This window comes from Pseudarthrobacter niigatensis (assembly GCF_030812615.1).
Taxonomy (GTDB): Bacteria; Actinomycetota; Actinomycetes; order Actinomycetales; family Micrococcaceae; genus Arthrobacter; species Arthrobacter niigatensis.
In genome coordinates this window covers 138922-163880 of record NZ_JAUSTB010000008.1, presented here as the reverse complement: position 1 = coordinate 163880, position 24959 = coordinate 138922, and the positions used below count along the sequence as shown (strand labels likewise).

Sequence of the window (24959 nt, the reverse complement as noted above, 5' to 3'; positions counted from 1 at the left end):
CGGGGTGTTGCCGGGGTGGACACGGCTACCCGCCCGTCCGGGGCGGCCGGGTAGCGCGGGCCTTGGGCTCCTTGGCCGGCAGGGAGCCGACGTAAGCCAGCGCCTTTTCGGCCCATGCCCGCGCCCGGGTTTCGTCGCCGTCGCCCTCTTCATTCCACACTTCGGGCAGGCCGGTGTACCCGCCCATCGGTCGCTCTGCGGGCCCAAACGGCACGGTCCGTTCGGAGGACTCCAGCACTTCCTTGTCCTCCCGGGAGAGCTTCACGCCAATGGTGGATCCGAACAGCCCGGCGAACATGTTGCCGTTGACGAACGCTCCCAGGTTGCCGAACATCGGCTTGACCACCACTCCGGGATGGTCGGGGACCACGCGGCGGAACCGCGCTTTTTCTTCCTCGGTTGCCTTGGGCATCTCCATGGCTTTGCCTCCCGTCGGCGGGGTTTGTCCGCAGGATCTGGATGCAGGATATGCCCGTTTGGCGGTGGGGTCGAGGGGCCGTTCACGGAGGTCCCCGGCAGGCAACAAATCCTGCTCTGAACAGGTCAAACTTCCCGGGCCGGTGCTATACCTGACCATAGGCAACTAATTGGAGCTGCCTGGCGAAGGGCGGATTCCGAGGACCCGGTCTTTCCCGGAAGGTTGGAGGCAACGGTGCTGGCAAATCCAGCTCCGGGGCCGGCCGGGCGCAGCACGCACCCGGGCCGGACGAACGTGGGCGCGCTGGCCCCCGCCGCGTCCGCCCTCCTCGGCGTGGCCCTCCTCACCGGCTGCAGCAGCGGCATCACCGAGTCGGTGTCCACGGCCGTCAAGGACAGCTCCTCCGCCGTCGCCACCGCCCGGATCGCCCTCCGCCAGGACATGGCCGGCAAGCTGACGCGTGCCGCCACCTCCACCACGCTTGACGACGGTCTCAAGGAACTCCAGTCCAGCCGCAGCACCGTCCTGAAGCTCTCCCCGGCCACCACGGTGGACCGCGGCACCCAGAGGCAGGCATTGGATGCGCTTGACCAGTGCGCCGCCGGCTTCGCCACGGCGCGTGCGGCGTTGGCAGCGGGCGACGGCGGCACCCCCTCCCTCGCGGACGGTGACAAAGCGCTCGCGGATGCCCAGGACGTCCTGAAGCAGCTCGAAAGCACGGTGGCGTCCCCGTGAAGGCCCACCCATGAAACGGCTCCTCCGCGTCGCACTCGGGATCCTCACCGCGATTGGCGGGTTCGTGGACATCGGAGACCTGGTAACCAACGCCGTCGTGGGCTCCCGCTTCGGCCTGTCCCTGGTGTGGGTGGTGGCCCTCGGCGTGCTGGGGATCTGCCTTTTCGCCAACATGTCCGGCCGGGTGGCTGCCGCGTCCGGCCGGGCCACGTTTGAGGTGATCCGCGAACGGCTCGGCGCCCGGGCCGGGCTGGCCAACCTGGCGGCGTCCTTCCTGATCAACCTCATGACCGTGACGGCGGAGATCGGCGGCGTTGCCCTGGCGCTCCAGCTGGCCAGCAGCGTCTACTACCTGCTCTGGATTCCGGTGGCGGCGCTGGCCGTGTGGCTGGTGGTATGGCGCGTCCGGTTCTCCATCATGGAGAACGTCACAGGCCTGCTGGGGCTGACCTTGGTCATCTTTGCGGTGGCACTGTTCCTGCTCAAGCCGGACTGGGGCTCGCTGGCCGGGCAACTCACTCCCGCGGTGCCGGAGCAGGAAACGGTGTGGACCTACAGCTACTACGCCATCGCCCTGTTCGGCGCCGCGATGACCCCGTACGAGGTGTTCTTCTTCTCCTCAGGCGCTGTGGAGGAGGGGTGGACGGTGAAGGACCTGCTCCAGGAGCGGATCAACGTCCTGGTCGGATTCCCGCTTGGCGGCTTGTTGTCCGTGTCCATAGCCGCGTGCGCCGCCGTCGTCCTGTTGCCCGCCGGCATATCGGTGACGTCGCTGTCCCAGGTGATCCTGCCTGTGGCGGAGGGCGCAGGAAAGATCGGCCTGGCGCTGGTCCTGCTGGGGATCGTGGCGGCGACTTTCGGCGCAGCCCTGGAAACCACGCTTTCCAGCGGCTACACCCTGGCCCAGTTCTTTGGCTGGTCCTGGGGCAAGTTCCGCCGCCCGGCGGAGGCCGCCCGCTTCCACCTGTCCATGATTGTGTGCCTGCTGGTGGGCATCGCGGTGCTGGCCACCGGGGTAGACCCCGTGCTGGTCACCGAGTACTCGGTGGTGTTTTCCGCCATTGCGCTGCCCTTGACCTACCTGCCCATCCTCATCGTGGCCAACGATCCGCAGTACATGCGCGAGCATGTGAACGGACGGGTGGTCAACGCGCTGGGCATGGTCTACCTGGTGATCATCCTGGTGGCCTCCATAGCCGCCATCCCCCTCATGATCGTGACAGGAGCTGGCGCATGACAGCCCAGCCTGGCCCGCTGCGTCCCGCGCCGAAAGTGGCCGGGCGGATCCTGGATGCGCAGCTGCACCTGCTGGACCGGCAGGTTTTGGACCACGACGGCGTTCCGGTCACCACCGTCGACGACCTCGAACTGGCAGGCCCTGCCGTGGATGATGCCATTGAGCCCGGAACACCCGCGCCTGTCCTTAGTGCGCTGCTGACCGGGCCGGTCCTGGGGACGCGCGTCTTCGGCGGCAGGCCGCCGTCGTCCCGGCTGATCCGCATTCCCTGGAAAGACGTGGCGGAGGTGGGCGTAGTGGTTCGGCTGGGCGTCAGCGGAGAGTCGCTGGATGCAGGCTGGGTGGAACGTTGGGTACGGGACAAGATCATTGCGCGCATCCCGGGAGGCCGCCATGATCCTCGGTGACCTGCTGGGCAATACCGTCCAGGATGCCGACGGCGGGTGGCTGGGCCGCGTGGCCGACGTCCGGTTTGCGTTGGACGGCACCGCGCACCAGCTGATGGCCGAGCCGCGGCTGCTGGGCCTGGTCATCAGCCCGCACAGCGCGGCATCTTTCCTGGGCTATGAACGGAACGGACTCACCCGGCCGTGGCTGCTGGCTCGAATGCTCCGGTGGCGGCACCGCGGCGCGTTCCTGGTGCTTTGGGAGGACATAGCGGTGGTAGGCGCAGGCTCCGTCCGGCTCCGTCCCGGGTACACCCGCTACAGCACGGCACTGCAGGATGCGGCGGAGGCGTGATCCGGACCCGGCAGGCATGCAATTAGGTATGCGTCAAATCTCCTGTAGTGTAGATCCTGTTGTTGTGTTTATGCAGTTGGTAGTTCAGGCAGTACGCGCGGTCGAAAGTCCGTGTTCTTCTGAAGTAGCGGTTTTTGAACACCCCACGCCGGAGGGCCCGAAAGTCGGGACGTTCCCTCCACCTTCACGAAGGACAAAATTAATGGCTACTGGTACCGTCAAATGGTTTAACGCTGAAAAGGGCTTCGGCTTCATCTCCCCGGACGACTCCTCGCAGGACGTGTTCGCGCACTACTCCGCGATCAACTCCTCCGGCTTCCGCTCCCTCGAAGAGAACCAGAAGGTTTCCTTCGACACCGAGCAGGGCCCCAAGGGTCCCCAGGCCACCAACATTCAGGCTCTCTAATTTCCTAGGGATCCGGGACCGTTAGGTTTCCAAGCAGGGCTTGCCGTTCATCGGCAGGCCCTGCTTTTTGTTAAACCGGCAATGGCATCCGGCTAATATTTCCTCCTCGACAAAGGACTGTTGAAGGAGCAATCTATTAGGTGCGTACGTACGCAGCGTGCCAATCCCACGCCTACGGCGGCGTTTGGAAAACTCCAATGACGCGGCACCAGATGGGGTGGTGCATGTCCGGCACGTAAGTCGGCCGGCACCAGCTGACCGCGCTCCCCGGCATCGGCAGCTGGCACCTTCACTCCGAAAACAGCGGCCCGTCCGGCCAGTTGTCCACTGCGTTGGACCGGCTGCAGCTGTTCATCGCCTCTGGCCGATGGCAGTTCGAGAAAGCATTCCTATGAAGAATAATCGGGGAATCAATCCAAGATTCAAGATATTGTCGTTCATCGTTGCATTCGCTGTTTCACTGCTGGCCTCCATGGCCGTCGCGGGACCGGCCTCGGCCGGCGAGGGGGGCCACCGGACCTGGCACGTGCAAGTGGGCTCTGAGTCCAGCGACCAGGAAATCCAGGGGATGGCGTTCCTTCCCTCGGAGATCTTCATCAACGAGCGGGACACCGTCATGTGGCACGCAAACGCTGCGGAGATCCACACGGTGACCTTCCTGGCGGCGGGCCAGCCGCTGACGGACTTCAATCCATTCGATCCCAATGAACTGGGACCAGTCGGTGGGGCTTCCTACGACGGGACGCACTATTACAACTCGGGCATCATGGCCAACGTGGACGTACCGGGCTTCCCGGCCGTCAAGGACTACAGCCTGACGTTCCCGCGCGAGGGTAACTTCACCTACTATTGCCTGGTCCACGGAAAGATGATGAAGGGTACCGTCCACGTGCGCGACCGTGGCACCGATTACCCCTACAACCAGGGTGACTACAACAGGGCATCCAGGGTACAGGCGCAGTCCATCATTCGTGACGGCGAACAGCTCGACGAGTCGCTGGCCGAGCAAGCAAGCAACCACAAGGTCATGGCGGGCGGTGACGACGGCGTGGCGATGGTCATGCGCTTCGTCCAGCCAACAGTGACGGTGCACCGTGGTGACTGGGTGACTTTCGCGAACACTGGCACGGGCGCTCCCCATACCGTCACTTTTGGCAACGAGCCGGCGAACATTTTCGCCCCGTCCGGCGACCCGACGGATTTCTCGGGCGGCGACCTCAGTTCGGGAATCCTGCTGCCGGGCGCGGTTTTTAAGGTGAAGTTCCAAACGGAGGGCACCTTCAAGTACATCTGCGCACTCCATGACTACATGGGCATGGTGGGCAAGGTGGTTGTCGTCGACTGAGAAATCTGGTTACGTGCCCGGCTGGAGCATTTGTTCCAGCCGGGCACGCCGGTGTTGCCGCCTGCCGGCGCGGACAGGCCTACGCGCCGGCGGTGTCCCCGGGCTGTCCTGCCGCGGATGACCGGCCGGGGTGGGGGTGGCCCAGTGCGCTTGAACCGGACGCCGGTGAGAGGCCCAGGCGCCTGACGACTTCTGCGGCTTCTTCGGCGGGAGTGCGCCCGACATCCACCACGATGGTGTTCTCGTCCGGCCCCGGCGGCTCAAGCGTGGCGATCTGCGAATCCAGCAGGGACGGGGGCATGTAGTGGTCCATCCGCGCCGTCAGCCGGCGGCCGATCTGTTCCTTGGAACCGGACAGGTGCACGAAGACGACGTTTTTCTCGCGGAGCCGGTCCCGATAGATCTTTTTCAAGGCCGAGCAGGTGATGATGCCGGGGATGCCGGCCATCGTGTGCTCGATGATCCACGAGGCAATCGTGTCCAGCCAGGGCCAGCGGTCCTCGTCCGTCAGCGGGATCCCGGAAGCCATCTTCGCCACGTTTTCGGCCGGGTGCAGGTCATCTCCTTCCTCCAGGTCCCAGCCGAGCTGGCCGGCCAGGATACCCGCCACCGTCGACTTGCCGGACCCGGATACGCCCATGATGACCAGGACCGGCTGCTGGACGGAGCCGGGAGTGATCGCGGCGTCCATCAAGGGATCACCACGGACAGGATCATGACCAGCGCGAACCCGACCACGGAGATGAGGGTTTCCATGACGGACCAGGTTTTGAAGGTCTGGCCAACGGTCAGGCCGAAGAGTTCCTTGACCAGCCAGAAGCCGGCATCGTTCACGTGGGAGAGGAACAGGGAACCGGCGCCCACAGCGAGGACCAGCAGGCCTGCGTGCCCGGGGGAGAGGCTTGCTGCGAGGGGCGCTACGATGCCTGCCGCCGTCACCGTTGCCACCGTGGCTGAACCGGTTGCGAGCCGGATAGCCACTGCGATGAGGAAGCCCAGGACCAGGACGGAGATATTGGCTCCGGTGGCCCATTTGGCAACCGCATCGCCCACTCCGGCGCCGATGAGGGTCTGCTTGAAACCGCCACCTGCGCCCACGATCAGGATCACGGCTGCGATGGGGCCGACGGAGGCGCCGATCTTGGCTCCGATTTTGGTGCCGGTGAAGCCGACGGCGTAGCCGAACGTCACCAGGGCCAGCAGGACCGCCAGGGTCATGGCAACCAACGGTTCACCGATGAAGTCGAAGAAGACGCGGGCCGCGCTTGGGTTCTTGGCGTTGGGGTCAACAATGTCCACCACGGCCTTGAGGAGCATCAGCACCACAGGGAAGACGATGGTCAGCAGGGTGATGAGGAATGTGGGCTGGCGCTTGACGTCGGGGTCGGCCTGGGTATGTTCGGTATCGATGCCGCCGGCCACCTTCGGGGCATCCACCGGGACCCAGCGCGCAGCGTAAATGGCGAACAGCGGGCCGCAGATGATGACCGTGGGAATGGCGATCAGGAGCCCTAGGGCCAGGGTGATGCCCAACGGGGCGTTCAGGCTGGAGATGGCCACGAGGGGGCCCGGGTGCGGCGGGACGAGGCCGTGCAGGACGGAGAGGCCGGCGAGGGCCGGGATGGCTACGCGCATCAGCTTCCGGCCCGACCGCTGGGCCACCAGGACGATGACCGGGAGCAGCAGCACGAGGCCGATTTCGAAGAACATCGGCAAACCGATGATGACGGCGACCAGGGCCATGGCCCAGGGGAGGACCTTCGGGGAGACTTTGCCGAGCAGGGTGTCCACGACGCGGTTGGCGCCGCCGGAATCTGCCAGGAGCTTGCCCAGCATGGCGCCGAGCGCGATCAGCAGGCCAACTTCTTTCAGCGTGCCCCCCACGCCGTCTTCGAAGTTGCTGATGACCTTCCCTAGTTCAACCCCGGACGCGAGGCCGACGAACGCCGATCCGAGGACCAGCGACAGGAAGGGATGGAGCTTGAGTTTTACGATCAGGAATACGATCAGCGCAATGCCGATGGCGGCGACTACGACCAGTTGGGTGTCGTGTCCGTTCCACGGCTCTGTGGCGGCGGGAAGGAGAAGGGATTGCATGTTGCTTCCTCGATATGGGGTAGGGCGGCCAACGAAACTGGTGGCTGCCGCAATAAGTATGACGTATGACACCCCAAAAGTGAATAAGTAGGACATTTGCTCCTGCCTGCAGGTGCGCCGGACTGCCCTTCCAACGTGCCGCGACGCCGCCGCGGGGCGGCGGGGAGGCCAGCGCACGGGAACACCTGCCGTCCCGCCGTCGTTATCCCCTTGGCGTGCCATGCCGGCGCGCCGCCGGCCAACCAAAGGACACCCCGTGACTGCTCCACGCACCATCGTGATTACCGGCGCCAGCGACGGCATCGGAGCCGCAGCCGCGCGGACGCTGGCCAGGGCGGGGGAGCAGGTGGTCGTGGTAGGCCGTTCCGCCGAGAAGACCCGCGCCCTGGCCGGGGACATCGGCGCCGACTACTACCTGGCCGATTTCGCCCAGCTGTCACAGGTCCGGGACCTTGCTGCGAAAATCAAGGACAAGTACCCGCGCATCGATGTCCTGGCGAATAACGCCGGCGGGATCATGGGCAAGCGGACGCTCACCGTGGACGGCAACGAGTCGACGTTCCAGGTCAACCACCTGGCGCCGTTCCTCCTGACCACCCTTCTCATGGACACCCTCACTGCCAGCAGCGCCAAGGTGATCAACACGTCCAGCGCCGCGAACAACTTCGGCAAACTGGACCTCTTCGACCTCAATGCCGAATACGGATACAGCACCAACCGCGCCTACGGCACGGGCAAGCTCGCCAACATCCTCTTCACTTCCGAACTGCACCGCCGCTTCCATGACCAGGGAATCACGACGGCGGCATTCCACCCGGGCGTGGTCCGCACCAACTTCGCAGCGGAGTCCGGGAGTCCGTGGCGGCACGCCTACACCACCTTGCTGAACCGCTTCATGCTGAGCCCGGACCAGGGGGCCGACACCATGCTCTGGCTCATCAACGGCACCGCAGGAACGGACTGGATCTCCGGCGCCTACTACGCCAAGCGGGCCCTGGCCAAGGCTTCCGCCCAGGCCTACGACGCCGAACTGGCGCGCGGGTTGTGGGAGAAGAGCGAAGAACTGGTCAAGGTCCGCGCCTGAGTCGCTGCGGGTCCTACCGCTCGCAGCCGACTCCGTCGTGGTCCGCGTCCAAGCCGTAGATATCGCGGCCAATGACCTGGACGGGCCCGCGCACATACGCGGGCCCGTTGCCGCTACCGCCGGCGCAGTCCACATCTGAAGCGATGGGCACGCACCCTGAGTAGTTGGGGTCGCAGCCCGGATTCGTCCCCGGCACGGGCTGGGCCGCCGGCGCGGGAGGGGCGGCGGCCTTGGCGGCCGCTTCCGCTGCGGCCTTTGCAGCGGCCGCGTCCTGGGCTGCCTTGGTTTCGGCGGCTTGCCGGGCTGCAGCCTCTGCAGCGGCTTTGTCTGCGGCATCCTTGTCCGCCGCAGCTTTGGCAGCAGCTGCCTTTTCTGCCGCTGCTTTCGCTGCCTGTTCGGCTGCTGCCTTGTCGGCGGCCGCTTTCGCGGCAGGAGTTGCCGTGGCGGTTTCACTGGCGGGGCCGGCAGCTAGGGACAGCGAAGCCTGGGTTGAGCAGCCGGCCAGCAGGAGGACGACGGCAGCCGCGGCCCCGACGCGCAAAGTCACCTGCCGGTGCCCTGCCGTGGCAGGCGCCTTGTCCCTTCGGTACGGGCGGAAAGGCAACGGACAGTTCCGGAAGGCAGGCATGCGTCCCCCAATGGCGTGTGCTGGATGCGGATGGCACGGCCAGCGTAGCTTCGCCTTCTGGCGGAGAACGGATTAAGCGCAAATCTTGAGCCATTAACGGAGGAAGCGCTGCCCGGCTCCTGCCGGGCAGCGCTTCCGCCGTTCATGCTGTGAAGAGGGTTATGTCATTGGCCCGCGGGGTGCCCGTTGTGGGTGATCGAGGCGACCGCGCCTGTCTGCTCGTTGAGCAGGACCTTGTCGTTGCGCTCGTGGTGGAAGTTGAACATTGCCTCCATTGACCCGGCGGTCGCATCGGCCGAGGAGTCGCCGACCTGTCCGGTGTGCCAGTTGTCCTCAATGAACTTCAGGATCGAGGCCTGGTCTGTTTCAGTGTGGTCCACGAAGTTCTTCTTCGCGAAGGGGGAGATGACCACCAGCGGCTGGCGGGGGCCGGGTCCGCAGCGGTCGGCGTAGCCGCCGGCCACGGGGACGCCGTTCGCTGCGGCGTTCTGGCACCATGCGGCGTCGTCGGGGCTGTTGGAGGCGTTCTTCACCTTGGCGGCGACGTGGTCGTACCAGCCATCGGAATCGTCGTAGGCGAGGACGATGGCGGTGTCCTCCCAGTTCTTGGACTGCTGGATCTCGTTGACTGTCTTGGTGACGAAGTTCTGCTCATCGACCGGGTCCGAGTAGGCGGCGTGGCCGTCCTGGAAGTTGGAGGCCTTCAGGAAGGACACGGCAGGCATATTGTCGCTGTTGACCACCTTGCTGAAGTCGGTCAGGTCGTACTGGTGGTTGGCCTGGCCGTTGTGGCCGATTTCTGCGTCGTTCGCCGGGGCGAGATGGTGGGGGTTGGCGGTGGAGGCGTAGTACTGGAAGGGCTGGTGGTGCGGGTTGTAGTCCGTGCTGGAGACGCCGGCTACGTTGTTGTGGGTGCCCTTGCAGGCCGCCGGGGTAGTGGCAGTTGCCGCTGTGGTGGGCGCGAAGCCGCCCTGGAACCAGCCCCAGGACACGCCCTGGTCGTTGAGCAGGTCGCCGATGTTCTTGCCGGTCATGCCGGCCAGGTTGTTGGCCTTGGCGTGGCTGTTGTTGGAGCAGTCGTCGTAGACCGGGTCCGGGTCATTGATCATGGTGCCGACGCCGTTGGCGTCCGGGACACGGACCGTGTAGTCGCTGGCGGTGGGCTTCACCGGCTGGCCGGCGGCGGTGAATTCCTTCACGCCGTGGGTCTGGCCGGAGACCAGGTTCAGCGCGCCAGGGGTTGAGGGGCCGAAAACGGTGCTGAAGTGGTTGTCGCTCATGGCATAGTTCTGGGCGTAGTTCCAGATCCCGCTGACCGTGTTGCCGTCGTAATAGTCCATCGTCAGCCCGGGGCGCCCGTACTGGTTCGGTGCACAGGCGTCCTTGCTGGTGAACTCCACGAATTTATCCATCAGGCCGCCGTTGTACGCCTTCTGCTCGGCCGTGTACTCATGGTCCTGGTCGCAGGTGACAGCCTGCATTGGGGACAGCCGCGCCGGCTGGACGGAGTTGGGGTTGTTCGGGGCCAGCAGGCCAGCGCTGGCGAGGGTGTTGATGTCCTTGGGGGTGTCCTCGGATGCCTTGAAGGCAGCCGCTGCGGTGCCGGTACCCTGTTGGGTTTCGCCAGGAGCGTTGGCCGCGTTGGGGTAGGTGGCGAAGTAGTGGTCAAAGGAGACATTTTCCTGGAAGAGCACCACCACATGCTTGATCGGCGTGGCGGTGTTGCCCTGAGCCGTAACGGCAGTCGCGGGTGCGGCGCTGAAGCCGACGAGTCCGGCCGTCAGGGCTGAAGCGGCGAGTGCTGCCGCGCCGGTGGCGGCTGCAATTCTTTTTCGGGTGGGGGGTGCCATGGATGGCATGGGGTATCCAATCGTTTCAGGTGATGCGGGCGCCGCGGGGAGCGGCGGGTCTGGGGCTATTTGGCCGGGGTGACGTCGGCTTCGTAGGTGAGGATTTCCGTGCCGTTGCCTTCTTCACCGTTGTCCGGGGCCACCGTCATGCTGAGGTGGTTGCCGTCGGCGGTCATTTTGAACGGGTTGCGGGTGGCCACGTGCCCGGCGGTGGACCACTGCTGGAACGGGACCTCGCGGGTCACCTCATGGGACTTCAGGTCGATCATCGCCATGCCACCCAGTTCATAGGTAGCTGCTGTGCCCCCGGCGGAGGGAGTCTGCGGGAGGTTGGTCACTCCGGCGCAGAGCATCTTCGCATTGGGTACGTACTGGCAGTCCTGGTAATCGATGAAGTAGTTCGGGTTTTCCCACGTGGACAATTGCTTGCCCTGCAGGTCCCACTCCGCGAACCGCCGGGAGCCCCAGGTGTTGCCCACCAAGTGTCCGGTCTGCTTGTCCAGGACAATGCCGCCGAAGTGGTCCTTGACTTCGAACTGCTTGTGCACGTCCAGGGTCTGCGCATCAACCTTGTAGATGATGGCGCTGCTGTCCGGCCGGTACTGGGCCACCGGCACCCACACGTTGGTGCCGTCAAAGTCGATGCCACCGGGGTGGTACATGTCGCCCTCGCCAAGGGTGATGTCCTTTTGCAGGTTGCCGGCCTTGTCCATGACGAACAGATGTCCGATGCCCTTGCCGGGCGTGCGGTCGTAGCCGCCCTGCGGAGTGGGGTACTTGGCGGTGGGTTCGAGGATCTGCACGGCCGAGAGGAAGATGTGGTCCTGGCTGTAGGCGATTCCCTCTGTGTGGTAGGTGGGGAAGTTCAGTTTCAGCTTGGACGTCTGCTGCCAGGCGGTGTTGCGGTTGACGGCGTCGAACGCGTTGGCCAGTTCCGTGGAGGTTTCATGGTGGGTTCCGGCGGCTGGGCTGGTGCCCTGCTCCGGGACATTGGCCTGCGCCGCGGCAGCGCCGGCAGCCGCGCAGGCGGCAACTATCAGCGACGCGGCCAGGGTCAGGGCGCGCCGGTTTGGTGTGGAGCTCATGGAGGGGGCCTCTTAAGGTTGGGGTCTCAACAGGAGCTCTCAAGTTACTAATGGGTAATGAACCGGGAGTGGCGGCCCGGTGAACGACGGCTGGCGCCGGGCTAACGGGTTGGCGCGCGGGGCCGGTGCCTAGCCGCTGTTCCGGGCCATGGCCTCGCCAATGATCCGGGCGCCTTCGGGATAGGCGCCCGGGTTCGGGCCGGAATAGTTAAGGCGGATGAACGCTCCGGCGGACTCGGCCGGGAACCACTCGGTGCCGGCGGCGATGATCACTCCGGCGTCCTCGCAGTCGCGCGCCAGCCTGGGAAGGTCGGTGGTGTCCGGGAGGCGCACCCACAGGTTGAGCCCGCCTTTGGGCAGGTTGTCGATGTGTGCCTGCGGGACGTGTTCCCGGATGCTGGTGGCCAGCAGGTCGCGGCGGGACTGGAGCTGCTGGCGGAGGCTCCGCAGGTGGGTCTGCCATCCTGGTTGCGTGACCACGTCCAGTGCCGCAGCCTGCAGGAGTCCGCTGACATACATGGACTCGGCGGCGCGGTGGCCCAGGATGCGTTCGCGCGCCGGCCCGCGCACGATCACGGCGGCAATGCGGATGGCCGTTGACACGCTCTTGGTCAAGGATCTGATGTAGACCACGTGGCCGGAATCATCGCGCGTGGCCAACGGAAGGGGGTTTGAAGTGATGCCGAAGTCGTGGGCCCAGTCGTCCTCCACCAGGAACGCGCCGTGCCGGTGGGCAACGTCCAGGATCTCGTCGCCACGGCCCGGCGCCCACTGCCCGCCCGTGGGGTTGGAATAGTTGGGCTGCACGTAGAACGCCCGCGCTCCAGTCTCCGTAAAGGCGCGGTCAACGTCGGCGGGGTCCGGGCCGTCCGGCCCGGTGGGCACCGGGACCAGCCGCACCCCGGTCTGGGCGGCGGCGAGTATGGCGCCCCAGTACGACGGCGATTCGATGAGCAGCGGCTGCCCGGCGCCCACCAGGGCCCGGAAAATGGAGCTGAGTCCGCTTTGGCTGCCCGGCAGCACGATCACGTCACTGGGCGTTGGTGGCGTGGTCCCGGCCGGGGTTGCCGAGCCGAGCTCCTGGGCGAACCACTGCTGCAGTTCGGGCATGCCGGCGGCAGGTGGCCGGGACAGCGCGGCGTCGCCGCGGGCAGCGCGGGCCAGTGCGGACCGGACCAGCCGCTCCGGCAACAGCTCCCGGTCCGGGTAGCCGGAGTGGAACCAGATGGCCTCGGCGGGGACCGTCCGCATGGTGCCCGACGACGGCGGAAGCGGCGCTGAGGGAGAACGCAGCGCCGCGGTCTGCCAGCCGTAGTCCGACGGGCGGGCGGTGCGTACGGCGCGGACGAACGTCCCGACGCCGGGCCGGCTGTCGATCAGGCCCTGCGAAGCCAGTGCCTGCAGGGCTTTCTGGACCGTCACCGGGCTCGCGTGGTACTCGGCCACCAGTTGCCGGGTGGAGGGCAGTTTCGCTCCCGGGGCCGCTTCCGCAACCCACTGCCGGAGTGCCGCCACGATCCGTGAACTGCTATCGTTGGTCATGAGAGAACATAGTAGCGCTACTGTGCTGGAGAGCCCAGTGATACTGCCCCGGCGGTCTTCCGGGATCTGGTGGGGCCTGATGGGTGTCGCGGCCTTCTCCTTCACGGTTCCCTTCACCAAGGTGGCCGTCGCCGGCCTGCCGCCGTTGTTCATCGGTTCCGGCCGTGCAGTGGCGGCCGCCGTCCTTGCCGCCACAGCGCTCGCGATCACCCGGCAGCGGCTGCCGCGCCCACGCACCTGGCTGCGCCTTGCGCTCGTGGCCGGCGGCGTCGTCGCAGGCTTTCCTTTGCTTACGTCCTACGCACTTACTGCGGTGCCGGCCGGACACAGTGCCGTGGTCATTGCGCTCCTGCCCGCCGCCACGGCCACTGCCGCGGTGCTGAGGACGGGGGAGCGGCCAACGGCGGCCTTCTGGGCCGTGACTGTACTCGGCTCGTTGGCAGCGGTTGGCTTCGCCTTCCTGCAGGCGGGCGGTATCGGCCACCTGCACTGGGCGGACCTCCTGCTGCTCGGGGCCGTGGCCTGCGCCGCCGTCGGATATGCGGAGGGTGGCCTGCTGGCCAGGGAACTCGGCTCGTGGCAGACCATCGCCTGGGCGCTGGTCCTCGCCGCGCCGGCCATGCTGGTCCTGGCCGCGGCCTCCGTCCAGGGCCAGCCGCCGTCGGCCGGTCCAATCCAGTGGGCGGCGTTCGGCTACCTTGCCGTGGTGAGCATGTTCCTTGGCTTCTTCGCCTGGTACCGGGGGCTGGCGATCGGCCCTATGGCACAGGTGAGCCAGATCCAGCTGCTTCAGCCCATCCTGAGTATCTGCTGGGCCGCGCTCCTGCTGGGGGAGGCACTGACGTGGACCACCGCCATCGGCGCCCTTGCCGTCACCCTCTGTGCCGCAGCGGCCGTCCGCGTCCGGCTCAAGCCAACCGCCTGACCACCTGAAAGGACTCCCATGTACATTCCTTCCCATTTCGCCGCCGAACCCGACGCCGTCCGGAACCTGTTGGCGCACCCCGGCGCTGCCAACCTGGTGACCATGACCGACGGCGGCCTGCTGGCAACGCTGCTGCCCTTCGCGTTCAATCCGCAGGTGGGGGAGCACGGTGCCCTCCAGGCGCACATGGCCCGGAACAACCCGCAGTGGTCCACTGCGCCTACAGGTGAAGCGCTGGCCATCATCCAGGGCCCGGACGACTACGTTTCTCCGTCGTGGTATGCCTCCAAAGCCGAACACGGCCGGGTGGTCCCCACCTGGAACTACAGCACGGCGCACGTCTACGGGGAGCTGGTGGTCCATGACGATGCCGGCTGGCTGGCACGGCACGTCCGGCACCTGACGGCCTTGCATGAGGGCGGCCGGCAGGATCCGTGGGCCGTTGACGACGCTCCGGGGAAATTCGTCGCCGGGCAGCTGCGCGCGATCGTGGGCGTGGAGCTGGTGGTCAGCCGGATCGAGGCGAAGGAGAAACTGAGCCAGAACCGCTCCGCAGCCGACGCCGCGGGGGTGGCGGCAGGCCTCCGGTCGATCGGGCGCGAAGCCGGTGCGGCCGCCGTCGAACGCGTCCGCACCTGAGCCCGGGGCTACCGGACGGCGCTAGGCCGTCCGTTCCAGCAGCACCATGACCTCGTAGTGCGTGGTCTGCGGGAACATGTCCAGGACACGGGCACGCCGGGCGGTAAAGGAAGGGAGCGCGGCCAGGTCACGGGCCAGCGACTGGGCGTTGCAGCTGGAGTACACCACGTGCTGCACGTCCGAGGACTCCAGCCAGCCGCACAACTCCTTGCCGATGCCGCGCCGCGGCGGGTTCACGATCACCAGGTCCGGTGACCGCTCCGCCGCGAGGGCGAACGCGGTGGCGTCGCCGGCCTGGAACTCCATGCCTGCCAGGCCAGCCTCGTCACTGCTGAGCCGGGCCGAGACGATCGCCTCGCTGCTGGTCTCGATGCCGGTGACTGTACGGGACGGTGCAGCGCTGTGCAGGGCGAAACCGCCCACGCCGCAGTACAGGTCCCACACCGAGGCCGGCGCCAGCTCGTTGACCCACTCCCGCCCCTGCCGGTACAGGGCCGCGGCCATGCCGGTGTTGGTCTGGAAGAAGCTCTGCGGCCGCAGGTGCAGGTTGATGTCGTTGACCCGCATCTCCAGAGTGGACTGCTCCGTCAGCAGGATCTCGCGGTCGCCTTCGAGCACGGCCTTGTGCTCCGGGAGCAGGTTGACGGAGACCACCTTTACCTGCGGCAGGTCGGCCAGGAGGTCGGCGAGGTGCTTCCGGATCCGTGGCAGGGTCTGCTCCGAACGGAGGACCAGGCGGAGCATCACCGCGCCCGTCGGGGATTCGGTGATGATGACGTGCTTGAGCTCCCCGGTGCGTTTCGGAACGTCGTAGGGGGTCAGGCGGAGCCGGCGGATGTAGGTGGCCAGCACCGGGAAGACGGCGCGCAGGCCGGGGGAGCAGACGCCGCACTTGCGCAGGTCCACGCCGTGCCCGTCGGCGTCGAGGATGCCGATGGTGGGGTTCTGTGCCGTCCCGCCGATCACCATCTTGGCTTTGTTGCGGAAGCCGGACTCCTGGCTGGCCACGGGCTCCAGCCACTCCAGTTCCGTGTGTCCGGCGAGGAGGGTCTGGCAGTGCAGCTGCTTGCCGGCCAGCTGTTCGCCGTACGGCCTGCCCATGTGGGTGCAGGAGCGGCAGGTGCCGGCATCAAAGTAGGAACAGCGCATGACTGCACAAGTTTACCCGGTCGCCTTCCCGGCCAGGACGGGAAGGTGCGACGACGGCACTTGGGGAAGTGCCGGCGTCGTCCGTTGTGCCATCACTTAAGGGCGTCGCAAACGTCAAGTGCCCTGCCCGTTGTGCTCACCAAGGTGAAAATGCCTGCTTCGATCGTGTACACGATCTTGCCGGTGTACTGGGTTGTGGTCGGGCCTGCGGGAACATCGGTGGGGTACATGATCAGCCCGTTGTGCCCAGTGGCCGTGACCGTTATGGTCCCGTCAGGGTTGAACTTGGTACTAGTGACGGAGCCATCCGTCCTGATGCTGATGGATTTTCCCGCGACAGGGTTTACAGGATCCGGGCCGTAGTTGGTGTAGGTATTCAACGTTCCCTTTCCGGCCTCAAGCAGCCTGACCTGGTTTCCATTCTTGTCAAAGAATTTCTTGACCACCAGATTGCCATCGCTCCGGGACAGGCCAAGGGCGAAGCCAGGACATCCTAGGCCGGGATCCAGGATGACGTCTGGAGGCACGTCGGCAGTCGCTGCCGGCACGGGGATCACAATTGCCGCCGCGGCAAGGGTGGCCGGGACCAGCGTGCGCATCATCGTCGATTTCATCGGAGTTCCTCTCATTTTTGCGGATGGGCACTGCAACCATCCCGCATGGGACTTAAGCGATCCTTAATTGGCTTGCGGGCTCTGGACCGGGGCCAGCACCGGGAGCATGATTGGGGTTGATGTGGCGCGCGTCATCCGCGTCGCCACGGGCAGGCGCTGGGGCCGCTGGTCGGTTGGTCCGCCGGGGCTGGACGAATTCGTATCCGGTCCGGACGGCTGCTCGTGAGGGGCTGTGCGATGGGTGCACTGCGGATAGGGGCCCTCGGGCCGCTGGATGTCATTGCCGGCGGATCGCCCGTTGTGGTCAAAGGCGGCAAGCAGCGGATCGTCCTGGCATGCCTTGCCCTCAGGGCGAACTCCGTGGTGACTGCCGACTTCCTGGCAGATGTTTTATGGGGCGATCACCCGCCGGCGCGTCCGGGGCCGCAGATGCAGGTGTACTTGGCGAATCTGCGGGGCCTGCTGGAACCGGGCAGGCCGCCCGGCGTGGGAGCACGCCATTTGCTCAGCCGTCCCGGTGGCTACAGCCTGGTGGTCGGGGAAGACGAACTTGACCTGCTCCAGTTCCGCTGGTTGGTAGCTCTCGGCCAGAACGCAGCCCTGGAAGGAAACCTGCCCGGCGCTGCCACCTGCTTCCGCCAGGCTGTCCGACTGTTCAGAGGGAGCCCGTTCCCGGACCTTGCCGACATCCAGGCCTTCAGAGCCGAACTGGACCAGCTCGAGGAAATGAAGCTGGACACCTACCAAAACCTGGCAGACATCGAGCTTGCCCGCGGCCGCCACTCCTTGCTGACGGGGGACCTCCAGCGCCTGGTAACCAACCACCCCTACCGCGAAAAGCTGTGGGAATCATTGGCCCTCGCCCTTTACCGCGACGGCCGGCAGGCGGATGCGCTCGCAGCGTGCAGGTCCGCCAGAAAGGTGATGGTTCAGGATCTGGGTATCGAACCGTCAGAGCGGCTGAAGGAGCTCGAAATCCTGGTCCTGCAGCAGGACCAGTCCTTGGACGCCCCGGCCGTCGGTTTCCTGCGGCAGGCAGAGAAGGTCAACAGTGTGCCTCCTGCTGTCACGCCGATGCTCGGACGGGACTCGGAGTTTGAGGAGGTCTGTTCGCTCTATAAACAAGAGGGCTGCAGATTGGTTACGGTCACAGGACCCGGTGGAACAGGAAAGACACGGCTTGCCCTGGCCGTCGCCTCCCATATCGGCGAAACGATGGACGACGGCGTGGGCTGGGTGAGCATGGCAACGTTGACCCACCCGGAGCAGGTCCCTGCAGCCATTGCCTCCAGCCTGGGCCTTGGGGATTTTGGCGCGGACGAACCGCTCAAGATGGCTTCCCGGTTCCTGCGGCAACGACGGCTCCTGCTGGTGCTCGACAACTTCGAGCACTTGGAGAAGGCATGGCCGGTTGTGCTGGACCTGTTGACCGGGGCTCCGGAGCTGCGCATTCTGGCTACCAGCAGGAGGCGCCTGGGACTGCGCGCCGAATATGAATTCGAGCTGCCGCCGCTCGCATTGCCTCCGCTTGACCACATCCTCCCGCCTGACGTGCTTCGCGAGGTTCCTGCCGTCAAGTTGTTCCTTGCACGCGGCCGCGCTGTCCGCAGGCACTTCGGGGTTGACGAAAGCAACGCCTCATTACTCACCAGAGTCTGCCACCGGGTAGACGGCCTGCCGCTTGCCATTGAGCTGGCAGCCGCACAACTCCGCCATCACAGCCTGGAGGAGTTGCTCGGCGAGCTCGAACAAGGGCTCACATCGCTTCCCGGGGCTTTCCGGGACCTTCCCGGAAGGCAACAGACAATAACAGCGACCATCGCTTGGAGCTACCGCTTGCTAGGCAAAGGCGAACAGGAGCTCTTCGACCACCTTGGGGTCTTTGCTGCCAACCCGACCACGACTGCCGTCCGCAGCATCTGCTGTTGTGTGGCTGATTCGGGAGAGGCGGAGGATGCCGCCCTTGGTGTCCTCCTTAGCCACAGCCTGGTCCGCTGTTACACAGACACGGATGGCAACGAACGTGTCGGTGTCCTTCATTCCATCCGTGAGTTTGCCCGGCAGCGCCTGCTGGCGCGCGCGGACGCAGATGCTGTCTACCGCCGCCATGCCAGCTACTACCTGCAACTGGCGGAGACACTGGCTCCAGCGCTCTGGGGGTACGGCCAGATAAGCGCGTTCCGCGAACTGAAGGCTGATACGGCGGAGTTCCGCTCAGCCTTGCTGTGGGCTACCGGTCAACGGGGATCTGACGAGGTGGCGCTGGGCCTGATAGGACACCTGTGGCATTACTGGGAGCTCACGGGGAACGTGTTGGAACAGTATCGAGAAGCAGTGAAACTGGTGGAGCGCGCACCGGACGTACCTCCGGCTGTGCTTGCGCCAGCACTAAGCGGGGCCGCCACTCTGTCCTGGATTGTGGGCCGGTACGACCAGGCGGCAACTTTACATCACCGGGCAGCCGAGACGTTTCGCGAGGCAGGAAACCAGCAGGGCGTCGCCTGGTCCCTTATGTGCCTTTCGGTCCAGGCAGCGCAGAGCGAAGACCTCGTCCTGGCGGAACGGCTGGCTTTGGAAGCACTTACCACGCCCGGAAGAGGTTACCGGACCCGGGTCAGCGCCCTGATCGTCCTGTCACGGGTGGCCTATCACAACGGCCGATATGACGCCGCTTTGGAATTGGCGCAGGAGTGTGCCCGCCTGGCGCGGCCCCTTGGCGATGGTTGGTTATGGGGTGTCGTTTTGACCAACCTCGCTGAAAGCCTGGAACAGGCCGGCGAGTTGGATGCCGCTGAGCGGCATCTGCAGGAGGCGGTGTCGGCTGCCTTTGACCTCGGGGCGTACGGCAGCCTCGCGGCGTTCCTTGAGTCGCTGGCAGGGATCTGCGTCAAAAAACACCGTCCTGACCCGGCTATCCGGATGTTGTCGGCGACTGACGCGTACCGCTCTGACAGGGGTGTGCCGCTTGAGCCGGCCGAACGCCGTCGGATTGAGTCGTTCATCGCGCAGGCGCGGGCAGAGGCAGGCCCGGTTAGATTCGGGCTTGCCTGGGCGGCTGGGCGGGCTTTGACTCTCGCCCAAGCTGTGGCCGAAGCAGCCGACCTGCCGCAGGACCAAGATGACATCCGGCCGGTCGAAGGCCGGACGGAGATCCAAGCGGTTGCCGCGGACTACCACCCGTCCACGCCGTGGTCCTGACATGCCGTGCCATAACAGTCCAAAGCTGCAAATGCCCACTCTCGGGAAAGCCGGCGGGAACACTGCCGTCTCCCCAGGTGTTAAGACCTATGGAGAGACGAACGATGAACACCAGAACTTACACCGCACTCGTAGTACCGGCCAGCACGTCCGAGCCCATCCGCATCGAGCGGGTGGAGGCGGACCCGCAGGCTTTGGAGGCCTTGGTGGGCGGCCCGCTCGAATCGGTGATCCGCGGTGACTGGCATGTCTACCTCAACGCGGAAAGCGTCACCATGCTCCTGCCGGTCAACTTCCGGGCCGGCCAGCTGATGCATGAATGCGGGCTGGACCTCGACGGGATCCGCGGCACCGCAGTCTTCCTGGGCCGCGGGGAACACAGTGCCGAGGCAGACATCCCCGACCACCTGGAGCGACTCGTGGAGGAGCTTTTCGGGGCGCCGCTGGCCGCCTAATCGTTGGCGCGCACCCCATAGGTGCTCAGCACGTTGCCCTTGCTGGTGGTGGACTGGTCCTGCAGTACCAGGCGGGTCAACGGGTCGCCGTCCTCGAACAGCCGGCGGCCGCTGCCGGCAATCACCGGGTGGGTCATCAGCTGCAGCGAGTCCAGTAGCCCGGCGAACAGCAGCTGCCTCACCACCGAGATGCTCCCGCACACGGCGATTTCGCCGCCGTCGCGCTCTTTCAGGCCCGCAACGAAATCCTCAAGCGGTGCATCCATGAGATGCGAGTTTTCCCATTCCAGAGGCCCCGTCAGCGTCCGCGAGGCGACGAACTTCTCCACGGGGTTGATGAACGCTGCGAAGTCCTGGTCTTGCGGGGCGGTAGGCCAGTACCCAGCCCACTCCTGGTAGCTGACCCGGCCCAGGACCACTGTGTCCACGGTGTTGATCATCCTGGTCAGGCCCTCGCCGAGCTCTGCGTCAAAGCTGTCGAACTGGAACTTGAACGGTTCGGACACCACACCGTCCACGGAGTGGAACAGGCCGGCGGTGACTTTGCGCATGGGAGCCTCCAAATAATAAGCGGTCAGGCATTACGGTATGCGGCGGGACGCGTTCCGGGAAGGGAAGGCCCTGTGTTCAGCCCCGCAAATCGTACGACGGCGGCCTGCAGCGTTAGCTTCATCACTCGCCGTGTCGTCTTGCGCAGTTTCCTGCCCGCCGGGCCCCATACTGGTCATTGAACGGCTTTCGCCGTCCCCCCGGCCAGGCAGGAGGAAGTGCATGGAAACCCTGAAAAAAGTCGTGACCAACCAGTATTTCCCTGCCGGCGCCGTGCTGACGGCCGTCCTGCTGTTCTGGGTGGTTGCCATGCTGGGCGGACTGTCCCTGCTCAACAACAACCAGCCGCCACTTACCACCCTGACGTGGATGCTTTTCGTCTATGCCGCCGCCGTGCTGACCCCACTCGCAGGGCTCTTCGCCGCCGTCGACCTGGTCCGCCGCTGGCGCCGCAACCGCGCTGCTGCCACCACCACCGGGACGGGCTCCCCGTCCGCCGCCGGCGAAGCACCGCACCCCGCGCAGCCCCAGAACTCCCACCCCGCGCCCGCAAATTCGCAGCGTCCCGGCCGCCAGGAAGCAGCCTAGGCCGACGAGCAGCCCCGGCTACCTGCCCTTCAGTGCATGGAGGGCCTCTTCTGCGTGACTCAACGCCTGGCCCAGCCGGTCACCGGGCTCCGGCAGTGAGAACAGATACCCCTGCAGCGAATCGCACTCCAGCGCCGTCAGGTAGTCCGCCTGTGCGGCCGTTTCTATCCCTTCCGCCGTAACCGTCAGGCCCAGGCTGTGCGCCATGTTGATCATGGAACTGAGGATCGGCAGCCGCTCGTTCCCCGTCCGCACCATGGACACGAAGGTCTTGTCGATCTTGACGGTGTCCACGGGCAGGTCCTGCAGCCGGCCCAGCGACGAATAACCGGTGCCGAAATCGTCCAGCGCTACCCGGGCACCCGCATCCCGCAGCGCGCTGAGCTGCTGGATCAGGCTGCAGTCGGCGTCGAAAAACACGCTCTCGGTAACCTCCACCACGAGTTGATACGGTGCCACGCCGCTGGCCTCGGCAAGCTTCAGGACTCCCTCGGCGAAGTCCGGTTCCTGCAGCTGCACGCCGGAGACATTCACGGCCAGGGACCGCGACGGATCCTCACTGAGCCACCGTGCCAGCTGCACCATTCCGGTGGCCATCACTTCGGCCCCGATCTCACCAATCAGTCCGGTGCGCTCGGCGAGCGGGATGAAGATCGACGGCGGCACCCGCTCGCCGCCCCGGTCCCACCTGGCCAGTGCCTCCAGCTGGACCACCTGCCCCATTCGGTGGGAGACGATCGGCTGGAAGTCAACGGTTATCTCGCCGCGCGGAACGGCCAGCTGCAGTCCACTCTCCATGTGTGTCCGCTGCACCAGCGCCTGCATCATGTCCGGGTGGAAGCGCAGGAACCGGTTCTTGCCGGCAGCCTTGGCCGCATACATCGCAATGTCTGCGTGACGCAGGAGCTCGGAAGGGCCCATGCTGTCCTGGCCCAGGGAAGCCACCCCCAGGCTCAGGCTGGGACGAAGGACGGTGCCGCTGATGGTCACCGGCACATGGAGGCAGCGCACAATGCAGGCCGCGATGGCATCAGCGTCGGGGCAAGCCGTCAGGAGCACCACGAACTCGTCGCCGCCCAGCCGGGCCACGACGTCGGCCGTCGGGACGCAACCGCGGAGCCTGCGCGCCACTTCGATGAGCATGTCGTCACCGGCCTGGTGGCCCAGGATGTCGTTGACTTCCTTGAAGTCATCCAGGTCAAGGAGCAGGACATCCACCGTCTTCAGCCGCGGTTCCTGCAGCGATTCGGCCAAGGCATCGTTGAACACCGCACGGTTGGCAAGTCCCGTCAGCGGGTCCTGGAAGGCCATGGCACGCAACTTCTCCGCCTGGACTGCGAGGTCCATCATGGCCCGGTGGGCCTGCTCCTGCGCCTTCCGCCGCGGCGTAACATCGCGGAAGCTCCACACCCGGCCCACAATGTTCTCGCCGACACGTTGCGGGCGAGAATAACGCTCGAAGGTCCGGCCGTCCCGGAATTCCACAACGTCGTGGCTTTCCGCCGCGGGGTCCTCCTGAAGTTCGCCCAGCCTGGCGGTGAAAGCTACAGGGTCAGCCACTTGCTCCATGATGAGCTGCAGCACTGGTTCCCCGGTTTCGCCGTCCATGAGCTCGGGCGGAATGCCCCACATGGTGAGGAACTGGTCGTTGAATCCGGCGACGGTGCCGTCGGTCCCGATGACCAGGATGCCGTCTGCGGTTGATTCAAGGGTGGCCGTCAACAGCGACATTGCCTCGCGGAGGTTGGTGTCGGCTGCCTTGCGGTGTGCCGTCCCGCGGATGGAGAGCAGCAGCCGGGCGATTGGCGGCCCGCTCCCGTCTGGGCCGTCCCCGGGCCCCTGCGGGTCCTGGTGGGGGAGGGGCGCGGCGGCAAGTTCCACCGGGAACTCGGTCCCGTCCCGCCCCAGCGCGATGATTTCCTGCGGAGGCGGAAGCTCTTCCGGCAGGGTGAGGAGCTGGCGCAGCAGAAGGGCCACTTCGCCGTGGAAGCCCGTTCCGATAAGCATCCGGTAATCCAGGCCGGAGAAGGCTTCCTGCGGCAGTCCGAACAACCTGGCGGCCGCGGCATTCGCCGCCAGGACGGTCCCGTCCGCAGCAAGGGCGAAAAGTGCGTCCGGACTTGCATCCATGACCGCGCCAAAAGTTTGCAGTGCCACATTGTTGTCACGGCCCAGAAAACCGGTCATCACACCACCCCTTCGCCATCATAAAGGCAGGAGGGGAAAATTGGGCGGCTCCCGGCGGGTTCATATTGAGTCCGCACCACCGTGTGGCGGGACGTAAAAAGCGCCGTCCTCCTGGTGGAGTCCGGCGCCTGTTACTGATGGTTTTGTGGAAGCAGCTACACCCGGCGGCCGCTGCGGTTGGTGACGGCGCCGTAGATCAGCAGCACGATGATCGAGCCGAGGATAGCCAGCAGCCAGGTCCTGAGGTCGAAGAACTCCGCCAGGCCGCCGCCGAAGATCAACGATCCGATCCAGCCGCCCAGGATGGCACCGACAACACCAAGGACCATGGTGACCACCCAGCCCCCGCCCTGGCGGCCCGGCAGGATGGCCTTTGCAATGGCTCCAGCAATCAGGCCCAAAATAAGAAATCCGATAATGCCCATGTTGCCACTCCTTGTCAGTAAGTTGTGCCGGGCCCCCATTTCCGGTTCCCTCATTCAATCAGCAGGCTTACTACTCTGCAAGACCCCCAATATCACAGGATGACTATCAGTTTGGTCCTGACGTGGGACAATCCCGTGCCGTCCGTAAACTGCTGCCGATAGGATTTGGGTGTCCCTGCCTTTGTTGAAGGAGCTCGCATGTCCAGCCAGACCCAGCGTCCGCGGGCCATATTCCTTGACATCGACGGCACCTACGCCGACCACGGCCTGGCTCCCGAGGCGCACGTCGACGCCGTCCGGACCGCCCGCAAGCTCGGCCACCGGGTGTTCGTCTGCACCGGGCGTCCACTCTCCATGGTCCCAGGGCACATCCTGGACGCCGGCTTCGACGGCACCATTACCGGAGCTGGTGCCAGGGTGGAGGTGGGCGGTGAAGTCCTCAGGGACGCCCGCTTTGAACCTCGGCTCGCGGCGCGCCTCGTCGAAACGCTCGATGCCCACGGTGCCGCCTACATCCTGGAAGCGCCGGAGGCACTGCACGGCCGCACAGGCGTGGACCGCCGGCTCCGGGAGGTCCTCGGGCCCATCTTTGCCGGCCGCCCCCAGCATGACGGCATCCTCAGCACGGATGTCGATCCGCTGGAGGACATCCTGGGACCGATGCAGTACAGCGACGATCTCCGCGCCACCTCCTACGCCAAAATCTCCTGCTTCGACTCACCGGTGCCGCTGACCCGCCTGCTGGCGGACTTCGGCCCCGGGGTGGGGCTGATCCCCAGCTCGCTGTCGGCGCTGGGGGACCGGGCCGGGGAGATCTTCATGGCCGGCACCCACAAAGCCGTCGGCATCCAGGTTGTGGAAGCCCGGCTCGGCCTGGACCGGGCGGACATCGTGGCCATCGGCGACAGCGCCAACGACATCGAAATGCTTGAGTACGCGGCCGTTGGCATCGCGGTGGAAGGTGGCCATCCCGCAGTGCTTGCCGTGGCGGACCGGATCACCGCCCCGCCCGCCGGCAACGGCGTGGCGCTGGCGTTCCGGGAGCTGGGACTGCTGGGCTAG

25 protein-coding genes are annotated in these 24959 nt (G+C 65.8%); 13 read left to right on the top strand and 12 right to left on the bottom strand.

Annotated features, from left to right (window positions below; translation table 11 throughout):
• Nucleotides 1-25 precede the first annotated feature (25 nt).
• Complete coding sequence (locus J2T23_RS13495) at nucleotides 26-418, bottom strand: TfoX/Sxy family protein (RefSeq protein ID WP_141161268.1); 393 nt, start codon at nucleotides 416-418, stop codon at nucleotides 26-28.
• A gap of 234 nt (nucleotides 419-652) precedes the next feature.
• On the opposite strand from J2T23_RS13495, the gene J2T23_RS13490 reads away from it, so the two are divergent.
• The 6 genes from J2T23_RS13490 to J2T23_RS13465 all read left to right on the top strand — a co-directional run bounded on the left by J2T23_RS13490 (nucleotide 653) and on the right by J2T23_RS13465 (nucleotide 4882).
• On the top strand, nucleotides 653-1153 hold the full coding sequence (locus J2T23_RS13490) for a hypothetical protein (protein WP_141180978.1): 501 nt from the start codon (nucleotides 653-655) through the stop codon (nucleotides 1151-1153).
• Between the two features lie 10 nt (nucleotides 1154-1163).
• Nucleotides 1164-2390, top strand: a complete 1227-nt coding sequence (locus J2T23_RS13485) for an Nramp family divalent metal transporter (protein ID WP_141180979.1) — start codon at nucleotides 1164-1166, stop codon at nucleotides 2388-2390.
• A complete protein-coding gene (locus tag J2T23_RS13480; RefSeq protein ID WP_141161265.1) occupies nucleotides 2387-2797 on the top strand; it encodes a hypothetical protein in 411 nt (136 codons plus the stop codon). The genes J2T23_RS13485 and J2T23_RS13480 overlap by 4 nt, the downstream gene beginning before the upstream one ends.
• Nucleotides 2784-3131 (top strand): PRC-barrel domain containing protein, encoded by a 348-nt coding sequence (locus J2T23_RS13475; protein WP_141161264.1) that lies wholly within the window; start codon nucleotides 2784-2786, stop codon nucleotides 3129-3131. The genes J2T23_RS13480 and J2T23_RS13475 overlap by 14 nt, the downstream gene beginning before the upstream one ends.
• Nucleotides 3132-3333: 202 nt before the next feature.
• On the top strand, nucleotides 3334-3537 hold the full coding sequence (locus tag J2T23_RS13470; protein ID WP_015936345.1) for a cold-shock protein: 204 nt from the start codon (nucleotides 3334-3336) through the stop codon (nucleotides 3535-3537).
• A gap of 430 nt (nucleotides 3538-3967) precedes the next feature.
• Entirely contained in the window at nucleotides 3968-4882 is a 915-nt protein-coding gene (locus tag J2T23_RS13465) for a plastocyanin/azurin family copper-binding protein (protein ID WP_307360686.1), read from the top strand.
• 79 nt (nucleotides 4883-4961) lie between these two features.
• Here J2T23_RS13465 and J2T23_RS13460 read toward each other — a convergent pair whose 3' ends face one another.
• A complete protein-coding gene (locus J2T23_RS13460) occupies nucleotides 4962-5573 on the bottom strand; it encodes a gluconokinase (RefSeq protein WP_307360683.1) in 612 nt (203 codons plus the stop codon).
• Entirely contained in the window at nucleotides 5573-6979 is a 1407-nt protein-coding gene (locus tag J2T23_RS13455) for a GntT/GntP/DsdX family permease (protein WP_141161262.1), read from the bottom strand. The genes J2T23_RS13460 and J2T23_RS13455 overlap by 1 nt, the downstream gene beginning before the upstream one ends.
• Nucleotides 6980-7199: 220 nt before the next feature.
• Between J2T23_RS13455 and J2T23_RS13450 the strand changes: the two genes are divergently transcribed.
• Nucleotides 7200-8063 (top strand): SDR family NAD(P)-dependent oxidoreductase, encoded by an 864-nt coding sequence (locus J2T23_RS13450; protein WP_141161656.1) that lies wholly within the window; start codon nucleotides 7200-7202, stop codon nucleotides 8061-8063.
• 13 nt (nucleotides 8064-8076) lie between these two features.
• Here the strand turns inward: J2T23_RS13450 and J2T23_RS13445 are convergent, their stop codons facing one another.
• The 4 genes from J2T23_RS13445 to J2T23_RS13430 all read right to left on the bottom strand — a co-directional run bounded on the left by J2T23_RS13445 (nucleotide 8077) and on the right by J2T23_RS13430 (nucleotide 13168).
• Nucleotides 8077-8610 carry a hypothetical protein gene (locus J2T23_RS13445; RefSeq protein ID WP_307360677.1) on the bottom strand — a complete coding sequence of 178 codons (534 nt, stop codon included), beginning with the start codon at nucleotides 8608-8610 and terminating at the stop codon, nucleotides 8077-8079.
• A 245-nt stretch (nucleotides 8611-8855) separates the two neighbouring features.
• On the bottom strand, nucleotides 8856-10541 hold the full coding sequence (locus J2T23_RS13440; protein ID WP_442439575.1) for a phospholipase C: 1686 nt from the start codon (nucleotides 10539-10541) through the stop codon (nucleotides 8856-8858).
• A 65-nt stretch (nucleotides 10542-10606) separates the two neighbouring features.
• The gene (locus J2T23_RS13435; protein WP_141180984.1) at nucleotides 10607-11626 is read right to left on the bottom strand and encodes a DUF6454 family protein; all 1020 of its coding nucleotides are present in this window, start codon (nucleotides 11624-11626) and stop codon (nucleotides 10607-10609) included.
• 129 nt (nucleotides 11627-11755) lie between these two features.
• Nucleotides 11756-13168, bottom strand: coding sequence for an aminotransferase-like domain-containing protein (locus J2T23_RS13430; RefSeq protein WP_141180985.1), 1413 nt, complete (start codon nucleotides 13166-13168; stop codon nucleotides 11756-11758).
• Here J2T23_RS13430 and J2T23_RS13425 point away from each other — a divergent pair.
• Together J2T23_RS13425 and J2T23_RS13420 are read left to right on the top strand one after the other, a co-directional pair.
• On the top strand, nucleotides 13167-14093 hold the full coding sequence (locus J2T23_RS13425; protein ID WP_307360670.1) for a DMT family transporter: 927 nt from the start codon (nucleotides 13167-13169) through the stop codon (nucleotides 14091-14093). The genes J2T23_RS13430 and J2T23_RS13425 overlap by 2 nt on opposite strands.
• Nucleotides 14094-14111: 18 nt before the next feature.
• A complete protein-coding gene (locus tag J2T23_RS13420; protein ID WP_141180987.1) occupies nucleotides 14112-14732 on the top strand; it encodes an FMN-binding negative transcriptional regulator in 621 nt (206 codons plus the stop codon).
• Between the two features lie 21 nt (nucleotides 14733-14753).
• On the opposite strand, the gene rlmC is transcribed toward J2T23_RS13420, so the two are convergent.
• Together rlmC and J2T23_RS13410 are read right to left on the bottom strand one after the other, a co-directional pair.
• Nucleotides 14754-15881: a 23S rRNA (uracil(747)-C(5))-methyltransferase RlmC gene (rlmC, locus tag J2T23_RS13415; protein ID WP_307360668.1), complete on the bottom strand. Its 1128-nt coding sequence runs from the start codon at nucleotides 15879-15881 to the stop codon at nucleotides 14754-14756.
• 92 nt (nucleotides 15882-15973) lie between these two features.
• Entirely contained in the window at nucleotides 15974-16495 is a 522-nt protein-coding gene (locus tag J2T23_RS13410) for a hypothetical protein (RefSeq protein ID WP_307360666.1), read from the bottom strand.
• Between the two features lie 237 nt (nucleotides 16496-16732).
• Between J2T23_RS13410 and J2T23_RS13405 the strand changes: the two genes are divergently transcribed.
• Together J2T23_RS13405 and J2T23_RS13400 are read left to right on the top strand one after the other, a co-directional pair.
• Entirely contained in the window at nucleotides 16733-19693 is a 2961-nt protein-coding gene (locus tag J2T23_RS13405; RefSeq protein ID WP_141180990.1) for an AfsR/SARP family transcriptional regulator, read from the top strand.
• Between the two features lie 104 nt (nucleotides 19694-19797).
• Nucleotides 19798-20148 (top strand): DUF3846 domain-containing protein, encoded by a 351-nt coding sequence (locus tag J2T23_RS13400; protein WP_141180991.1) that lies wholly within the window; start codon nucleotides 19798-19800, stop codon nucleotides 20146-20148.
• Here J2T23_RS13400 and J2T23_RS13395 read toward each other — a convergent pair.
• A complete protein-coding gene (locus J2T23_RS13395) occupies nucleotides 20145-20699 on the bottom strand; it encodes a dihydrofolate reductase family protein (protein ID WP_141180992.1) in 555 nt (184 codons plus the stop codon). The genes J2T23_RS13400 and J2T23_RS13395 overlap by 4 nt on opposite strands.
• Before the next feature lie 220 nt (nucleotides 20700-20919).
• Between J2T23_RS13395 and J2T23_RS13390 the strand changes: the two genes are divergently transcribed.
• A complete protein-coding gene (locus J2T23_RS13390) occupies nucleotides 20920-21285 on the top strand; it encodes a hypothetical protein (protein ID WP_246857381.1) in 366 nt (121 codons plus the stop codon).
• Between the two features lie 18 nt (nucleotides 21286-21303).
• Here J2T23_RS13390 and J2T23_RS13385 read toward each other — a convergent pair whose 3' ends face one another.
• Together J2T23_RS13385 and J2T23_RS13380 are read right to left on the bottom strand one after the other, a co-directional pair.
• Entirely contained in the window at nucleotides 21304-23472 is a 2169-nt protein-coding gene (locus J2T23_RS13385) for a putative bifunctional diguanylate cyclase/phosphodiesterase (protein ID WP_307360662.1), read from the bottom strand.
• 155 nt (nucleotides 23473-23627) lie between these two features.
• On the bottom strand, nucleotides 23628-23897 hold the full coding sequence (locus tag J2T23_RS13380; protein ID WP_141161250.1) for a GlsB/YeaQ/YmgE family stress response membrane protein: 270 nt from the start codon (nucleotides 23895-23897) through the stop codon (nucleotides 23628-23630).
• Nucleotides 23898-24095: 198 nt separating this feature from the next.
• Between J2T23_RS13380 and J2T23_RS13375 the strand changes: the two genes are divergently transcribed.
• Nucleotides 24096-24959: an HAD hydrolase family protein gene (locus tag J2T23_RS13375; RefSeq protein ID WP_141161249.1), complete on the top strand. Its 864-nt coding sequence runs from the start codon at nucleotides 24096-24098 to the stop codon at nucleotides 24957-24959.

Excerpts from the sequence above, each read along its gene's own strand:
- J2T23_RS13430 (WP_141180985.1), bottom strand. The coding sequence starts at position 13,168 with ATGACCAACGATAGCAGTTCACGGATCGTGGCGGCACTCCGGCAGTGG.
- J2T23_RS13390 (WP_246857381.1), top strand. The coding sequence starts at position 20,920 with ATGGAAACCCTGAAAAAAGTCGTGACCAACCAGTATTTCCCTGCCGGC.
- J2T23_RS13470 (WP_015936345.1), top strand. The coding sequence starts at position 3,334 with ATGGCTACTGGTACCGTCAAATGGTTTAACGCTGAAAAGGGCTTCGGC.
- J2T23_RS13400 (WP_141180991.1), top strand. The coding sequence starts at position 19,798 with ATGAACACCAGAACTTACACCGCACTCGTAGTACCGGCCAGCACGTCC.
- J2T23_RS13435 (WP_141180984.1), bottom strand. The coding sequence starts at position 11,626 with ATGAGCTCCACACCAAACCGGCGCGCCCTGACCCTGGCCGCGTCGCTG.
- J2T23_RS13455 (WP_141161262.1), bottom strand. The coding sequence starts at position 6,979 with ATGCAATCCCTTCTCCTTCCCGCCGCCACAGAGCCGTGGAACGGACAC.
- J2T23_RS13460 (WP_307360683.1), bottom strand. The coding sequence starts at position 5,573 with ATGGACGCCGCGATCACTCCCGGCTCCGTCCAGCAGCCGGTCCTGGTC.
- J2T23_RS13420 (WP_141180987.1), top strand. The coding sequence starts at position 14,112 with ATGTACATTCCTTCCCATTTCGCCGCCGAACCCGACGCCGTCCGGAAC.
- J2T23_RS13385 (WP_307360662.1), bottom strand. The coding sequence starts at position 23,472 with ATGACCGGTTTTCTGGGCCGTGACAACAATGTGGCACTGCAAACTTTT.
- J2T23_RS13380 (WP_141161250.1), bottom strand. The coding sequence starts at position 23,897 with ATGGGCATTATCGGATTTCTTATTTTGGGCCTGATTGCTGGAGCCATT.
- J2T23_RS13440 (WP_442439575.1), bottom strand. The coding sequence starts at position 10,541 with ATGGCACCCCCCACCCGAAAAAGAATTGCAGCCGCCACCGGCGCGGCA.
- J2T23_RS13480 (WP_141161265.1), top strand. The coding sequence starts at position 2,387 with ATGACAGCCCAGCCTGGCCCGCTGCGTCCCGCGCCGAAAGTGGCCGGG.
- J2T23_RS13405 (WP_141180990.1), top strand. The coding sequence starts at position 16,733 with ATGGGTGCACTGCGGATAGGGGCCCTCGGGCCGCTGGATGTCATTGCC.
- J2T23_RS13485 (WP_141180979.1), top strand. The coding sequence starts at position 1,164 with ATGAAACGGCTCCTCCGCGTCGCACTCGGGATCCTCACCGCGATTGGC.
- J2T23_RS13425 (WP_307360670.1), top strand. The coding sequence starts at position 13,167 with ATGAGAGAACATAGTAGCGCTACTGTGCTGGAGAGCCCAGTGATACTG.
- J2T23_RS13475 (WP_141161264.1), top strand. The coding sequence starts at position 2,784 with ATGATCCTCGGTGACCTGCTGGGCAATACCGTCCAGGATGCCGACGGC.
- J2T23_RS13375 (WP_141161249.1), top strand. The coding sequence starts at position 24,096 with ATGTCCAGCCAGACCCAGCGTCCGCGGGCCATATTCCTTGACATCGAC.
- J2T23_RS13395 (WP_141180992.1), bottom strand. The coding sequence starts at position 20,699 with ATGCGCAAAGTCACCGCCGGCCTGTTCCACTCCGTGGACGGTGTGGTG.
- J2T23_RS13410 (WP_307360666.1), bottom strand. The coding sequence starts at position 16,495 with ATGAAATCGACGATGATGCGCACGCTGGTCCCGGCCACCCTTGCCGCG.
- J2T23_RS13495 (WP_141161268.1), bottom strand. The coding sequence starts at position 418 with ATGGAGATGCCCAAGGCAACCGAGGAAGAAAAAGCGCGGTTCCGCCGC.
- rlmC (WP_307360668.1), bottom strand. The coding sequence starts at position 15,881 with ATGCGCTGTTCCTACTTTGATGCCGGCACCTGCCGCTCCTGCACCCAC.
- J2T23_RS13450 (WP_141161656.1), top strand. The coding sequence starts at position 7,200 with ATGCCGGCGCGCCGCCGGCCAACCAAAGGACACCCCGTGACTGCTCCA.